Origin of the sequence: Corynebacterium heidelbergense, assembly GCF_028609845.1 — a bacterium.
GTDB lineage: Bacteria > Actinomycetota > Actinomycetes > Mycobacteriales > Mycobacteriaceae > Corynebacterium > Corynebacterium heidelbergense.
The window spans coordinates 1,366,899-1,381,675 of the sequence record NZ_CP063191.1; the positions used below are offsets into that span (position 1 = coordinate 1,366,899).

At 62.2% G+C, this 14,777-nt stretch carries 11 protein-coding genes; 3 read left to right on the forward strand and 8 right to left on the reverse strand.

Annotated features, from left to right (window positions below; translation table 11 throughout):
- Positions 1-53 precede the first annotated feature (53 nt).
- On the reverse strand, positions 54-2,153 hold the full coding sequence (gene betT / locus CHEID_RS06070; RefSeq protein ID WP_112769051.1) for a choline BCCT transporter BetT: 2,100 nt from the start codon (positions 2,151-2,153) through the stop codon (positions 54-56).
- A 325-nt stretch (positions 2,154-2,478) separates the two neighbouring features.
- Here betT and betA point away from each other — a divergent pair, with 325 nt between their 5' ends.
- Positions 2,479-4,248, forward strand: a complete 1,770-nt coding sequence (betA, locus tag CHEID_RS06075) for a choline dehydrogenase (protein ID WP_438825429.1) — start codon at positions 2,479-2,481, stop codon at positions 4,246-4,248.
- On the opposite strand, the gene trmD is transcribed toward betA, so the two are convergent.
- From trmD to rpsP, 4 genes are all read right to left on the reverse strand, one after another.
- The gene (trmD, locus tag CHEID_RS06080) at positions 4,245-5,123 is read right to left on the reverse strand and encodes a tRNA (guanosine(37)-N1)-methyltransferase TrmD (RefSeq protein WP_112769049.1); all 879 of its coding nucleotides are present in this window, start codon (positions 5,121-5,123) and stop codon (positions 4,245-4,247) included. The two genes, betA and trmD, sit on opposite strands and share 4 nt — an antisense overlap.
- Before the next feature lie 9 nt (positions 5,124-5,132).
- Complete coding sequence (gene rimM, locus CHEID_RS06085; RefSeq protein WP_112769048.1) at positions 5,133-5,684, reverse strand: ribosome maturation factor RimM; 552 nt, start codon at positions 5,682-5,684, stop codon at positions 5,133-5,135.
- Between the two features lie 32 nt (positions 5,685-5,716).
- A complete protein-coding gene (gene gdhA, locus CHEID_RS06090) occupies positions 5,717-7,060 on the reverse strand; it encodes an NADP-specific glutamate dehydrogenase (RefSeq protein WP_112769047.1) in 1,344 nt (447 codons plus the stop codon).
- A gap of 166 nt (positions 7,061-7,226) precedes the next feature.
- Positions 7,227-7,715 (reverse strand): 30S ribosomal protein S16, encoded by a 489-nt coding sequence (rpsP, locus tag CHEID_RS06095; protein WP_112769046.1) that lies wholly within the window; start codon positions 7,713-7,715, stop codon positions 7,227-7,229.
- 214 nt (positions 7,716-7,929) lie between these two features.
- On the opposite strand from rpsP, the gene CHEID_RS06100 reads away from it, so the two are divergent.
- Positions 7,930-9,414, forward strand: coding sequence for a protein adenylyltransferase SelO (locus tag CHEID_RS06100; protein ID WP_273660986.1), 1,485 nt, complete (start codon positions 7,930-7,932; stop codon positions 9,412-9,414).
- Positions 9,415-9,510: 96 nt separating this feature from the next.
- Positions 9,511-10,056 carry an RBBP9/YdeN family alpha/beta hydrolase gene (locus tag CHEID_RS06105; RefSeq protein WP_112769044.1) on the forward strand — a complete coding sequence of 182 codons (546 nt, stop codon included), beginning with the start codon at positions 9,511-9,513 and terminating at the stop codon, positions 10,054-10,056.
- A 63-nt stretch (positions 10,057-10,119) separates the two neighbouring features.
- Here the strand turns inward: CHEID_RS06105 and ffh are convergent, their stop codons facing one another.
- The 3 genes from ffh to ftsY form a co-directional block, all read right to left on the reverse strand.
- A complete protein-coding gene (gene ffh / locus CHEID_RS06110) occupies positions 10,120-11,724 on the reverse strand; it encodes a signal recognition particle protein (protein ID WP_112769043.1) in 1,605 nt (534 codons plus the stop codon).
- A gap of 111 nt (positions 11,725-11,835) precedes the next feature.
- Complete coding sequence (locus CHEID_RS06115) at positions 11,836-13,275, reverse strand: ammonium transporter (RefSeq protein ID WP_112769042.1); 1,440 nt, start codon at positions 13,273-13,275, stop codon at positions 11,836-11,838.
- 157 nt (positions 13,276-13,432) lie between these two features.
- Positions 13,433-14,761, reverse strand: coding sequence for a signal recognition particle-docking protein FtsY (gene ftsY / locus CHEID_RS06120; RefSeq protein WP_112769041.1), 1,329 nt, complete (start codon positions 14,759-14,761; stop codon positions 13,433-13,435).
- Between the last annotated feature and the right edge of the window lie 16 nt (positions 14,762-14,777).

Consider the following 14,777-nt stretch of genomic DNA (forward strand, 5'->3'; position numbering starts at 1 on the left):
TGGGTACACCTTTCGTCGTGCGGGGTTGTGCCTGCGATGTCCTGCGTGCGGGCTCAGTCCTGGGCCCAAGTGTGGACCGGATCTGCGCCGTCGGACAGGTCGGAGGAGCCGGGCAGGTCCCGTTGCATGTGCAGGAACTGCAGGTGGCGCTCGTAGAGATCCAGCACATTGTGGATCAGCTGGTCCCGGTTATACCCGTAGACGTCGTAGCCCAGCGAACCGGTGTTGTCGAAGACCTCCAGCCGGTAGTACTTCTCCCCTTCCGCGGCCGCTCCGACGTTGCGGGTGAAGGCCGGCACGGACTGCTGGACGGGATAGATCTGGTAGCGGAAATCCTGCTCTTGACCCATGCCCACGCGCAGGTCGAGGAACCGTACGGGCAGATCGGTGGCGGTATCCGTGATTAAGGTGGCGGAGTACCCCTGGTCGTTGAGCTCGGTGGCGACCTCCTCCAGGGCCGGCTGGGCGGTCTGCGCCAGGTACTTCTGGGCATGGGCGGCATCCGGCCACGTGTTCGCCCGGGACAGCCTGCGGCGCCAGGCCATGGGGTGCTCCCCAGCGCCGCTGCGCCCGGACATCGCGGCATGGATAGACACGGCAGATGCGCTCTTTTGGTAATTTTCCAGCCGCAGGGAACGGACTAGCCCGGCCATGATGGCGTACATAACGAAGGCGAAGGGCAGCCCCATGACGATGGTCGCCGACTGCACCGTGAGCACGCCGTCAATCTGGAGCAACACAATGGTGAGCAAGCCAATCAGGATGGACCAGAAGATACGAGACCACACGGGGCCGTCCTGCCGGGCGTCGCTGATCTTCGAGGTGAAGTTACTCATCACCAGGGCCCCCGAGTCAGCCGAGGTGATGTAAAGCAGCAGCCCGATCAGCGTTGCTAGGGCGATGAGGATAGAGGCGCCGGGGTGGGTGGATAGCAGATCATAAAAGCCGCGCTGGGGGGCTTCCATCGTCGCTTTCCCGAAGGCGACGTCGCCGCCCAGAACCCGGTCCAGGGCGGAGTTACCGAAAAAGCTCATCCACCCGAGGATGAAGAGGAAGGGAATGGTCAAAACCCCGATGACAAACTGGCGCAGGGTCCTGCCGCGGGAGATGCGGGCAAGGAAGAGCCCCACAAACGGAGCCCAAGCCACCCACCAGGCCCAGAAGAACAGGGTCCAACTGGCCATCCAGGCCTTGGTTTGATCGGGGGTGGCCGAGAAAGCGTAGGTATCCATGGTCATTCCGGGCAGGCCCGAGATGTAGTCACCCACGTTTTGCACCAGGGCGTCCAGAAGAAAACCGGTCCGTCCGGTGACCACCACGTAGATGGCCAGGGCAATGGCGAGCACCACATTGATTTCGGACAGGCGCTTGATGCCCTTATCCACGCCCGACACGGCGGAAGCGGTGGCAACGGTGACTGCCAGCGCCACAAGTCCGATTTGGGTGGTGGGTCCGTCGGACCAGCCGAAAAGCAGCTTCAGGCCGTAACTCAACTGGACCACGCCAATCCCCAGGGAAGCGGCGATGCCGAAGACGGTGCCCAGCACCGCAGCGATATCCACCGCCTCCCCCAGGGGGCCGTGAATGCGCTTTCCGATAAGCGGGTACAGCGCGCTGCGGATGGCCAGGGGCATGTTTAACCGGTAGGCGTAGTAGCCGAAAGCCATGCCCATGAGGGCGTACATGGCCCACCCGGAGATTCCGTAGTGGAACAGGGCGTACGTCACCGCCTGCTGGGCGGCCTCGCGGGTCTCCCCCGGTCCCATGGGCGGAGCAAAGTACTGGGTTACCGGCTCCGCAACGGAGAAGAACAGCAGGTCCACCCCGATGCCCGCCGCGAATAGCATTGCTGCCCAGCTAAAGAGGCTGAATTGTGGCCGGGAATGGTCTGGGCCCAATCGAATAGTACCGGCCTTGGATGCGGCGACGGCGAGGATAAAAACGATCACGACAGTCGCCGTGAGGATATAGAACCAACCCAAATTGGTGATAATCCAATTTGTCACGCTACCCAGCGTGGATTCGGCATTCTCGCGGGCAAAACGAGCCCATAGGGTCACCGCCAGAATACCGATTGAGGAGATGATGAAAACGGGCCAATTGGCCTTCGGGGCGGGAATATCCTCCGCACCGTAGGAGGTGGAAGAGCCCATCTTGTAGGTGCCGACAATGACTCTCGGCGTGGATTCTTCCCTTTCTTCGTCCGAACGTGTCACAGGTGTTACCTCTCCTCGGTAAACGTCGTTTGCGCGGGGCTGTTTACCAACCTAAGGCACCGCAGTGTCAGATGTCACATGCTCCGGTGGTGGCCTGGCGCGAGGAAAAGGTCTGCACACCGAATAGGTCGTGCACCCCGGCGCGCGTTAACATCGGGAATATCGCATCCATGTCTACGGGCATGTCTACGGGGCTGCTTACCTGCTACCCGTATGTCCGGTTAAAGAAAGGAAGGCCGCATCCTTGGCTCTGACGAAGAAGATTCGCGCCGCTTACTCCCGCCATGACCGCAGCGGGGAGGTGATCGAAGACCGTCGGCGCGACGTCGTGATTGTCGGCGGAGGCTCTGCCGGGTGCGTCCTGGCCAACCGGCTCAGCGAGAACGCCCGCACCGAGGTGCTGGTGCTCGAGGCCGGGCGCCCGGACAGCCTATGGGACCTGTTCATCCACATGCCCGCAGCATTCTCCTTCCCCATCGGGGACAAGCACTACGACTGGATGTACGAGTCCGCCCCCGAACCGGAGATGAATGGCCGCCGGATTTACCATGCCCGCGGCAAGGTGCTGGGCGGCTCCAGTTCCGTCAACGGCATGATCTTCCAGCGCGGCAACCCCATGGACTACGAGAAGTGGGGGGCCCTCAAGGGAATGGGAAACTGGGACTTTGCCCACGTCCTGCCCTACTTCAACCGGATGGAAACGGCCCTGGGCGCGGAACCGGGTGATCCCCGCCGGGGCCACAGCGGGCCGCTGAAGCTCACCCGCGGTCCGGCGACCAGCCCGCTGTTCCAGGCCTTCTTCCGCTCGGTGCAACAGGCCGGGTACAACCTCACCAACGATGTCAACGGCTACCGGCAGGAGGGCTTTGCCCCCTTCGACCGCAACATCCTCGGCGGCAAGCGCCTGTCGGCCGCCCGCGCTTACCTGCATCCCGTTATGGGCCGCAAGAATTTGGATGTGCGCACCCGAGCCCTGACCACGAAGGTGCTTTTCGAGGGGACCCGCGCAGTGGGCGTGGAATACGAGTGGAAGGGTGCCAAGCGCCGCGTCTATGCGGACAAGGTGATTCTGTGCGGCGGCGCCTTCAACACACCCCAGTTGCTGCAGGTATCCGGCGTGGGGCCGAAGGAGGTACTGGAGAAGGCGGGCGTCCCGGTCCGCAAGGACCTGCCCGGAGTTGGCGAGAACCTCCAGGACCACCTGGAAGTGTACGTCCAGTACAACGTGACGAAGCCAGTGAGCTCCCAGCCCTATCTAAAGAAGTGGCGCCGCCCCTTCCTGGGATTGCAGTGGCTACTGACGAAGAAGGGGCCGGTGGCCACCAGCCACTTCGAGGCAGGGGGCTTCGCCCGCTCCAACGACGCCGAGGACTACCCGAACCTCATGTTCCACTTCCTCCCCATGGCGGTGCGCTACGACGGCACCCAGCCGGAGGGAACCCACGGCTTCCAATTCCACGTGGGGCCGATGTACTCGGACACCCTGGGCCACGTCCACATCACGAGCCCGGACCCGAAGGTCAAGCCGGAGATCATCTTCAACTACTTGGCCACCGGCCAGGATCGCCGGGAGTGGGTGGAAGCCGTGCGCGTGTCCCGTCGGCTGCTGGATACCCCGGCAATGAAGGAATACACGGACGGGGAAATCTCCCCCGGGCCGCAGGTAGAGACGGACGAGGAGATCCTGGAGTGGGTCCGCAACGACGCGGAGACAGCCCTCCATCCCTCCTGCACGGCGAAGATGGGCCCGGCGGAAGATCCCATGGCCGTGGTGGACCCGGACAGCATGCAGGTACACGGGTGCGAGAACCTTTACGTGGTGGACGCCTCGGTCATGCCTATCATCACCAACGGCAACATCTATGCCCCGGTGATGATGCTCGCAGAGAAGGCTGCCGACCTCATCCGGGGCCGCAAGCCGCTCAATCCCGTGAACGTGCCGTTCTACCGGGCCAAGCAGGATATGCCGCTCTACGCCGAGGGCGAGGCCGTGCGGGATCACACGCAGGCCATCCCGGGTGCGGCAGACTAGTTTTGGTTGCTGGCGGGGCCGCCCTGAATCCCCTTGAGGAAGTCCTCGTCGTCAGCGCCGAGACCTCCCTGTCGCCGCAGGATCTCGATCAGCTCCGGCCGGTTCGCCAGCGTCCGCCGCAAGGATTGCTCCCGCCGCCACCGCGCCACCTTCGCGTGGTTTCCGCTGAACAGCACCTCCGGGACATCTAGCCCCCGCCAGGACCTCGGTTTGGTGTAGCTGGGACCCTCCAACAGGCCGTCCTGGAAGCTGTCCTCTTGGTGACTGGCCTGGTTGCCCAGCACACCCGGAATTAGGCGGACGATAGCTTCAGCAATCACCAGAACCGCAACCTCCCCGCCGATGAGCACGTAATCACCGATACTTACTTCTTGCACGCGATAGGTTCTCGCGGCATCCTCGATAACCCTTTGGTCGATCCCCTCATAGCGACCGCAGGCGAAGACCAAGCGGCTGCGCTGGGACCACTCTTCGGCCATCGCCTGGGTGAACAGCTTCCCTGTGGGAGTAGGAACAATCAGGGTAGGGATTTCATTAGCGACATCATCGCAGCGCCTATCATCGTCCCCAGCACCCTCTGTTGCGGTTACATTCAATCGGTGTTGTGCAGCCGTTGTCAGGGAAGCCTGCGCACCGGCAGGGCCAGCCATCGTGGCCACATCTGACAGCGCGGGCCCCCAGACGGTTGGTGTCATCACCATGCCAGGTCCTCCCCCATAGGGGGTGTGGTCCACAGATTTGTGCGCGTCTTTAGCCCAAGAGCGCAAGTTATGTATTCGAATGTCCAGGATCCCTGTTTCGAGGGCCTTCCCCACCAGGGCGTGTCGCAACGGCTCGAAGTACTCAGGAAATATGCTCACAATGTCGAGACGCATGATGGCTACCTACAGCTCCAGCAAACCTTCGGGCGGCTTGATCACGATCAAACCTGCTTCCAAATCCACAATGGGCACAATCGGCCGTTTAAAGGGGATGAGAACACTTCGTCCCGCATTGGGTAGATTCGAGCCCTCATCGATTAGAACCTCGAGCAGTTGCCCTGCTGGGGTGTGCTGAACGCCTGATATATGGCCGATACTGGGACCACAACCCTCCGAAGCTATCCGGGTAAGCCCGTTGTGGACCGCTAAACCAACGAGTTCGTCGTCGTAGAAGGATTCACCATCCTCCTCCGGAAGCGGTTCGGCGTAGAAGCTCAGTCCACGCAAAGACTCGGCACTCGTACGGTCCGTTATTTCCTCGAAGGCGATTAGCATGCGACCCTGGTGCGGACGCATCCCCCGTACCGTTAAGGTCTTTCCTCGCGTCCCCTGCACTCCATCGAGCTGGCTTCCGGGCGCGAAGCGGCGGTTGACATCGTCCGTTGTCACCTCTACGACGACCTCGCCGCGAACACCGTGGGGCTTTACCACTCGCCCAATGCGCACTTTGTCCATGCCGCGTGTTGGCGCCCTCTCCTTGTCGATGGCTATATGACGCCCTGCGCCAGCATGGCGTCTGCGACCTTCTTGAATCCCGCGATGTTCGCACCCACCACGTAATTGCCCGGTTGGTCGTACTCCTCTGCTGTGGTCGCACAGGTTTGGAAGATGTTACTCATGATCGAACGCAGCCGCTTGTCCGTGTAGCCGAAACTCCAGGAGTCGCGAGACGCATTTTGCTGCATTTCCAAAGCCGAGGTTGCCACCCCACCGGCATTCGCGGCTTTGCCAGGTGCGAAGTGGATACCCCGTCGGCGGAAGACGTCCACGGCATCTGCCGTACAGGGCATATTAGCTCCCTCTGCGACATAACGACACCCTTGATCCGCCAAAGTCTTCGCGGCTTCTCCGTCGAGCTCGTTCTGGGTCGCGCACGGCAGTGCCACGTCAGTTTCAATGTCCCAAATGCTCCCCGAGTCTCGATAGGTGACACGATCAACCTCTGCAGCGTAGTCCGACATCCGCCCCCGTCGGCGTTCCTTAACATCCTTGAGCAACTCGATATTGATCCCGTCGGGAGCATGTACGTACCCGGAAGAATCGGACATTGCAATCACGGTGGCACCTAGTTCCTGCGCCTTTTGAGCCGCGTAAATCGCGACATTGCCGGAACCCGAAACGGTAACACGAGCCCCGTCAAAGCGCTGCTTGTCTGCGCTGAGCATCTCTTGGGTGAAGTAGACGGCGCCGTAACCAGTTGCCTCGGTCCTCACCAGGGAGCCTCCCCACTTGAGTCCCTTTCCAGTGAGGACGCCCGATTCGTATTCGTTTGTGAGACGGCGGTACTGACCAAACAAATAACCGATTTCGCGACCACCAACACCTATATCACCGGCCGGAACATCCCGATACTCGCCTATGTGTCGATGGAGCTCCGTCATGAACGACTGACAAAAGGTCATGACTTCACGATCACTTCTACCCTTGGGATCGAAGTCTGCCCCGCCCTTGGCGCCTCCGATCGGCAGGCCTGTGAGGGAGTTTTTGAAAATTTGTTCGAACCCTAGAAATTTAACGATCCCGAGATTGACCGAAGGATGGAACCTTAAACCACCTTTGTAGGGCCCAAGCGTAGAATTGAATTGCACTCGGAAGCCCCTATTAACCTGCACGACTCCGGTGTCGTCGACCCAGGGAACCCTGAAGATAATTTGACGTTCCGGTTCGACCATCCGCTCGATCAACCCGAAGTCGTCATAATGTGCATCTTTTGTGAGTACGAACTTCAGACTTTGCAGCACCTCGTGTACAGCCTGATGGAACTCCGGCTCACCGGGATTCCGGTTTAGGATCTTGTCGTAGTAACCCTTTATCGTCGAGTCAACGGACATCACGGCCTCCTTGGTGCAGGGTTTCACAGTAGATAGCTATCAACACTACGTTCGCAGCCTCATCTGCGAAAGCTATTACCCCCGTGCCGAATAGGGAGTCCCCCTACAGCACCGTATATCGGTGGCGTAGAGGGACCAGTAGCTACAGGAAAACCAGACCCGACGCCTAGTTTTCGGCGTTCTCCGAGGCCTCGGACTTCGCCTGCTGTTCGTCGACTTCATCCTCAGCAGCCGCTTCCGCGGCAGCCTTTGCTTCGGCCTCTTCGCGGGCCTTGCGCTTCTTCTCGGTGATGGCCTCCGCGGTGGGGGCATCCGCAGCCTCGGCGAGAGCAGCGTTGAACAGGTCCAGCTTGGAGGTCTTCTCCGGCTGAGCCTTCAGGGTGCCCTCGGCGCCCTTAAAGCCCTTGAACTTCTGCCAGTCCCCGGTCACCTTCAGCAGGGCCAGAACCGGCTCCGTGGGCTGAGCGCCCACACCGAGCCAGTACTGGGCCCGCTCGGAGTTAATCTCGATGATGGAGGGATCGTACTTGGGCTGGTAGATGCCCAGGTTCTCGATCACCTTGCCGGAACGGCGGGTCCGGGAATCGGCAACCACGACGCGGTACTCGGGGGTCCGAATCTTGCCGAGGCGCTGCAGCTTGATCTTGACGGCCATGACAGGCTCCTTCTCATTTCTTGGTCACTGGGCAGTTCAGGACGCCCGCACCTAGCGTGCGAGCCGGTTCAGCCCTTGAGGTTTAACCTGCGCGTGACCACCGGCCGACCGTAGACGGATCTCGGTGTAACGCAGGGGAAAACAACCTGAGCCATATTACCTGCGCTGTCGCGGTTTGGCCAAAAGCCCCCAGCGCTTACCTACACTGGCGGCCATGCCCCACCACCCTGGCCAGCTCCCCACCCTCCACCACCACTTCGCCTCCGCGCTTCCGGAAATGTCCGTTTCCTACACTCCCCGCAGCGCCGAGGGCGCGGAGCTTGGCGTCTTTAATGAGAAATTGGCCGAGGACCTGGGCCTGGACCCCGACTGGTTGCGTACACCCGACGGCCTCGGGTTCCTCACCGGCACGCGGCTGCATCCGGCAGCCCAACCGGTCGCCCAGGGCTACTCCGGCCACCAATTCGGCGGATTCTCCCCGCGCCTCGGCGACGGGCGCGCAGTGCTGCTCGGGGAACTACACACGCCCGCCGGCCAAACGGTGGACATCCACCTCAAAGGATCCGGCCCCACCCCCTTCTCCCGCGGCGGGGACGGTTATGCCGCGCTGGGACCAATGCTGCGCGAATACCTGGTCAGCGAAGCGATGCACGCGCTAGGGGTTCCCACTACCCGAGCCCTGGCTGTCATTCGGACCGGGGCGCAGATCGTGCGACCCAACACCACCGACCCCGACAAAGCCGGGGTGTTCGAACACCAGCAGGGCGCGATCCTCGTGCGGGTCGCTGGCAGCCACCTGCGGGTGGGAAGCGTCCAGTACGCCCGGCTCCTGCAGACCGAGCAGAACACCGGCCCGCTGGCTCGCCTGCTAGGTGTGGCCCGGGAAAGGCACTATCCTCACCTGCCCCAGGGGGACTACCTGGGCCTGTACCGAGCGGTGTGCCAGGGGCAGGCCGAGCTGGTGGCCCAATGGATGCGGCTGGGTTTCGTCCACGGCGTGCTCAACACAGACAACACCACCTTGTCCGGGGAGACCATCGACTACGGCCCCTGCGCCTTTCTAGACCGCCTAGACCCCGACACCTGGTTCAGCTCCGTGGACACCCACGGGCGCTACGCCTACCGGAACCAGCCCTCCATCATCATGTGGAACCTTGCCCGGCTGGCGGAGGCGATGCTCCCCCTCGTAGACGTGGAGGCCATCGGCGCTGAGCTGGAGGGCTTCCCCGCCGTATACCGACGCGCGTGGCTGGCACACATGGGCCGAACACTCGGCCTTAGCGCCCATCTACAAGCCGACCCTGCTACCCGGGACGTGGCTACCGCCCTTATCGACGAACTGCCGGGGACCTTGCACGCCGCCGAGCTCGACATGCACCACTTTTACCGGGACCTGGCCTACCGAGACCTGGCCGCTGGAACCGTGGAGGCTCCGACCCCGCAACTGCGCGATTGGATCGCCCGCTGGGGCGACCTCCGGCCGGACCGCGCCGCCATGGCCGAAGTTAATCCCCTCATTATTCCCCGCAACCACGTTCTGAACGCGGCACTCGGCAACGCAGAAGCAGGCGACATGGGGCCTTACCTGCGGCTTCTGGATGCGGTCACCCATCCCTTCCGGGACAGCGCCGACGTGCGGGAGTTGGACCGGCCCGCTCACCCGGACGCGGCCAAAACGACCACATACTGCGGGACTTAATCGCCGCCGGGCCTGGTTGCTGCAGGGCCTACTGATGTCGATATAGCCTGCGTGTTTACGGACCATTCCTCTGAGAGATCCCATTGGAGCTTCCCCATGACGACCATTCTGATCTCGCCCGGGTATACGAATTCAGGCCCCGATCACTGGCAGACCCTTCTCGAGGGTAAATTCACACATACCCTCAGGGTCCAGCAGAAGTCCTGGGACCTGGTCGAGCGTCAAAGCTGGATAGAAGGAATCCAAGCAGCGGTGGACAGGATCCCAGCGCAAGACGACATCCTTATGGTAGGTCACAGTTGCGGGGCTGTAGCAGTTGCACAATGGGCATGTGAGATGCCCATCGAACGGCGAGTGAAGGCACTGATCCTCGTGGCGCCAGCAGATGTGGAAGCCCAACGGGCCCTGCCCGCTATTTCTCCCCAGGCACCGCTCCCATCTACGCCTATCCCATACTCATCTCTGTTGGTCACAAGCGATGATGATCCCTTTTTGACGAGCGAGAGGGCACGCCAATTCGCTCGCCAGTGGCAGGTTTCCCCGCACCACCACTTCGAAAGCGGAGGACATTTCGCGACGAACGACGGATTTGGGCAATGGCCGTGGATCGACGAGATTATCGGTCAATTCGCGGAATACTAGGGCCAATTGTCGCGGCAAGGACGCCGGTGCTGGCCGGGGGATTTCGATTCCCGATAGTTGGGTTTACCGGCCTCGGGGCGGCTTGCCCTTCTTCTCCATCTTGCCGAAATCCAACTTGGAGAAGTCGATGTCTTCGAAACCCGGGGGCATCTGCTGCTGAAGGGCCTTGAGATCCGGCATACCCTGTGGCATTCCCTGGGGCATCCCCTGCGGCATCGCGTTGGGGCCGACGTTCGGCCGCTGTCCCCCGCGGGGCCGGTTGTTCTTGCCCTTCTTACCCTTCTTGCCCTTGCGCTGCTTCTGCTTCTTCGTGGCGGAACGGCCGCCCATTCCGAACTGCCCGGCCATCTTGGACATCATCTTGCGGGCCTCGAAGAACCGCTCGACAAGCTGGTTGACTTCCTGGACGCTCACGCCTGAACCGTTAGCGATGCGCTTGCGCCGGGAGGCGTTGAGGATCTTCGGATCCCGTCGTTCGGCGGGGGTCATGCCGCGAATGATGGCTTGGATTCGATCGAGTTGCTTCTCGTCGACCATGTCCGCCAACTGGTTCATCTGGGAACCGCCGGGCAGCATTTTCAGGATGTTGCCCATTGGGCCCATCCGGCGGATCATCATCATCTGATCCAAGAAGTCCTCCAGCGTCAGCTCCCCGGAGGCCATGCGCATCGCGGAGCTCTGCGCCTGCTCCTGGTCCATGACCTGCTCGGCCTGCTCGATGAGCGTGAGAACATCCCCCATGCCCAGAATGCGGGAGGCCATTCGATCCGGGTGGAAGGTATCGAAATCCTCCAGCTTCTCACCGGTGGAGGCGAACATGATGGGCTTGCCGGTGACTTCCCGAATGGAAAGCGCGGCACCACCGCGGGCGTCGCCGTCCAGCTTGGTCAGGACCACACCCGTGAAGTCGACGCCATCCCGGAAGGCCTCCGCCGTCGTCACCGCATCCTGGCCGATCATCGCATCGATGACGAACAGGACCTCGTCCGGTTCCACCGCGTCCCGGATGTTCCGGGCCTGGCGCATGAGCTCCTCGTCAATGCCCAGACGACCGGCGGTGTCGATGATGACGATGTCGTGCTGAGTGCGGTAGGCCTCCTCAATGCCGCGCTGTGCGACATCGACGGGGTCACCGTGACTCGTACCCAGCTCGTGATCGTGGGAGTCCAGGCTAGTGCCGGGATCCGGGGCAAACGTAGGCACACCGGCCCGCTCACCGACGATCTGGAGCTGCTGCACCGCGCCCGGGCGCTGCAAGTCACAGGCCACGAGCATCGGGGTGTGCCCCTGCTTGGCCAGATGGCGGGCGAGCTTGCCGGCCAGGGTCGTCTTACCGGCACCCTGCAGGCCGGCGAGCATGATGATCGTCGGCGGGTTCTTGGCCAAATTGAGCCGGCGGGTTTCCCCGCCGAGGATCCCCTGCAGTTCCTCGTTAACGATCTTGATGACCTGCTGCGCGGGGTTAAGCGCCTCGGAGACCACAACCCCGTTGGCGCGTTCCTTGATCCGCTTGATGAAGGCGCGCACGACGGGCAGGGAGACGTCTGCCTCCAGCAACGCGAGCCGAATCTCGCGGGCGGTCGTGTTGACGTCCTCCTCCGTCAAGCGCCCCTTACCGCGCAGGCCCTTGAGCGCTCCGGATAGACGGTCTGATAGCGACTCGAACACGCTTCTGCTAGCTCCCTACCTCAGCGACAATGATTCCACCGTGTTGTTGCGCACACACGATAATCTCCCCCACTGTACAGCCGGGGGAGATGAGCAACCGGAAATGGCGGCCTAGTCGAGATCGACCGCGTCGTCCACCTCGGAGGTGCGGCTAGTGCCCCGGGCCCCCTTGTTGCGGCTGGCGGCAACGGCGCCCTCGGGGATGGCGTTGACCCCCGTGTCCACGGTCATCGTCGAGTCCTCGTAGTTGTAGGCGGACTCGCCGTGGTGGGAAGTGTCGATGCCAGCAATCTCGTCGTCGCCGGAGATACGCCAACCCATGGTTGCCTTCAGAGCCAGGCCGAGGATCATGGTGATGATGGCGCAGTAGATGGCAGCCCCGCCCGCAGTCACGGCCTGGACGGCGAGCAGCTTGAAGCCGTCGGCGCCGCCACCGGTAAGAATGCCGCTGCCCTTCGCAAGGAAGCCGATGCACAGCGTGCCCCAGATACCGGCGACGAGGTGCAGGCCGACCACATCCAGGGAATCGTCGAACCGAAACCGGTACTTCAGGCCCACGCCGATGGCTGCGAGGATGCCGCCGATGAACCCGGCGATCAGCGACGTCAGCGGGGTCAGCGCTCCAGCTGCGGGGGTGATGGTGACCAGACCCGCAACCACACCGGATGCAGCGCCGACGGAGGTGACGTGCCCGTCACGCAGCTTTTCCGCCAGCAGCCAGCCCAGCATCGCGGCACAAGCGGCGGCGGTGGTGTTTAACCAGGCCAGGCCGGCCAGCCCATCCGCGGCGAAACCGGAACCGGCGTTGAATCCGAACCAACCGAACCACAGCAATGCCGCGCCAAGCATAACCAGCGGGACGTTGTGCGGCCGCTGCATGGATTCCATGAACCCGTGGGAGCGGCCGATGATGACGGCGAGCACCAGGCCCGCCACGCCCGCATTGATGTGGACGACGGTGCCACCAGCGAAGTCGATGGGAGCGATGGCGGCGACGGTATCTGCCCCGTCCTTGACTGTGCCGAACATCATCGCGGCCAAACCGTTCTCATTCCCGGAGAGCAGACCGCCACCCCAAACCATGTGGGCCATGGGAAAGTAAGAGAGGGTCGCCCACAGCAGGGTGAAGGTTAACCACGTTGAGAACTTCACGCGGTTAGCGAGGGAGCCGGAGATGATGGCAACCGTGATGGAGGCGAAAGTCACCTGAAAGGCAATGTCGATGACGTTGGCGTAGCCGTGATCTCCAACGAGGTAGTTACCCGCCGCATCCGTGACCGAATCCCGCAGCCCAAAGTACTGCAGGGGATTGGCGACGATCCCCGCGAAGGACTCCTTGCCGTAGGACATAGACCAGCCCCACAGGACATAGACCACGCCCACGACGCCGAGGGAACCGAAGGACATCATCATCATGTTGATGGCGGATTTCTGGCGTGACATGCCGCCGTAGAAGAGCGCTAGTGCTGGCGTCATCAGCAACACTAACCCCGCGCTCATCAATATCCATGACGCATTGCCGCTCGCTGCGGCGGTTTGATCCGGTGTCATTAGGAAACGGTTCTCCTCAGGTGGGCTAAATATGGCTAGTTTCCCATTGAACGGGGCCTGTGTTTCGCCGAGACGTGCAGCGATGTTTCGGGGCAGTTAAAAAAACGGTGTTTTGTTTCGGTTGTGTTTCCGGGTGTGGCCGGTTTGGGGGTACGGCCTAGCCCAGAAGTGCGTCGACGAAGCTTTCCACTTCGAAGGGCGCGAGGTGGTCGGCTCCCTCGCCGAGTCCCACGAGTTTGACGGGTACCCCGAGCTCCTCCTGCACCTGGAAGACGATGCCGCCCTTAGCGGTGCCATCCAGCTTGGTGAGGACGACTCCGGTGATGTCCACCACGTCCCGGAAGACCCGAGCCTGCATGAGGCCGTTTTGCCCGACGGTGGCGTCCAGGACGAGGAGCACCTCATCGACCTTGGCCTTCTTTTCCACCACCCGCTTGACTTTGCCCAACTGGTCCATCAGGCCGACGGAGGTGTGCAATCGACCGGCGGTGTCGATGAGAACCACATCCACTCCCTCTTCGGTGCCCCGGGCCACGGCGTCGAAGGCCACGGAGGCCGGGTCCGCCCCCTCCTTGCCCCGGACTGTGCGTGCCCCCACCCGGCGGCCCCAGGTTTCTAGCTGGTCGGCGGCGGCGGCACGGAAGGTGTCCGCTGCGCCGAGGAGCACGGTGCGTCCCATTCCGATGAGAACCCTGGATAGCTTGCCGGTTGTGGTCGTTTTTCCTGTGCCGTTGACGCCCACAACCATGATCACACCGGGCTTGCCCTCATAGGGCATGGCCTTGATGCTGCGATCCAGGTCTGGTTTGCAGGCCTGGATGAGGGACTCCCGCAAAAGGGCCCGGGCTTCCTGCTCATTGGAAACACCGTGGGTAGCGATCCGCTCCCGAAGATCCTCCACAACGGCAAGGGTGGTCTTGGTGCCGAGGTCCGCCATGAGCAGAATGTCCTCGATTTCTTCCCAGGAGTCTTCGTCGAGATCGCCGGCCGAAAGGATTCCCAGGACACCCCGGCCAATGACGTTCTGAGATTTCGCCATCCGTCCCCGCAGCTTGCCCAACCGCCCGGCGACGGGAGCAATCTCCTCGCGGGGTTCAGGTTCGGGTTCAGGCTCCGGCTCAGGCACCACCTCAGGTTCTGGTTCAGGCTCCGGCTCCGGCACCGCCTCAGGTTCAGGTTCAGGTTCAGATTCAGGCACCACCTCCGGCTCCAGCACCGCCTCAGGTTCAGGCTTCGTCTCAGTCTCAACCTCCGGCCGCCGCACCGGCTCCTTCTCCAGCATGCCCACTCCACCGGCAGTGAAGTCGAATCCCCCCTTCGCCTGGTAATTGCCCGAACCGGGCTTCTGCTGCTCAATCTCCTGCTTCGGCTCAAAGGAGATCTGCTTCTCCTTCTGCCGACGCAACCCGAAGACGACGAGCAGCGTCACCAGAAGGATGACAAGGACGACAACAATAACTATCCACACGACCGGTGAGAGATTCATACCCCCCAGTCAAACA

Excerpts from the sequence above, each read along its gene's own strand:
- rimM (WP_112769048.1), bottom strand. The coding sequence starts at position 5,684 with ATGGACAAAGTGCGCATTGGGCGAGTGGTAAAGCCCCACGGTGTTCGC.
- CHEID_RS06100 (WP_273660986.1), top strand. The coding sequence starts at position 7,930 with ATGCCCCACCACCCTGGCCAGCTCCCCACCCTCCACCACCACTTCGCC.
- rpsP (WP_112769046.1), bottom strand. The coding sequence starts at position 7,715 with ATGGCCGTCAAGATCAAGCTGCAGCGCCTCGGCAAGATTCGGACCCCC.
- CHEID_RS06115 (WP_112769042.1), bottom strand. The coding sequence starts at position 13,275 with ATGACACCGGATCAAACCGCCGCAGCGAGCGGCAATGCGTCATGGATA.
- CHEID_RS06105 (WP_112769044.1), top strand. The coding sequence starts at position 9,511 with ATGACGACCATTCTGATCTCGCCCGGGTATACGAATTCAGGCCCCGAT.
- trmD (WP_112769049.1), bottom strand. The coding sequence starts at position 5,123 with ATGCGTCTCGACATTGTGAGCATATTTCCTGAGTACTTCGAGCCGTTG.
- betT (WP_112769051.1), bottom strand. The coding sequence starts at position 2,153 with ATGGGCTCTTCCACCTCCTACGGTGCGGAGGATATTCCCGCCCCGAAG.
- ftsY (WP_112769041.1), bottom strand. The coding sequence starts at position 14,761 with ATGAATCTCTCACCGGTCGTGTGGATAGTTATTGTTGTCGTCCTTGTC.
- gdhA (WP_112769047.1), bottom strand. The coding sequence starts at position 7,060 with ATGTCCGTTGACTCGACGATAAAGGGTTACTACGACAAGATCCTAAAC.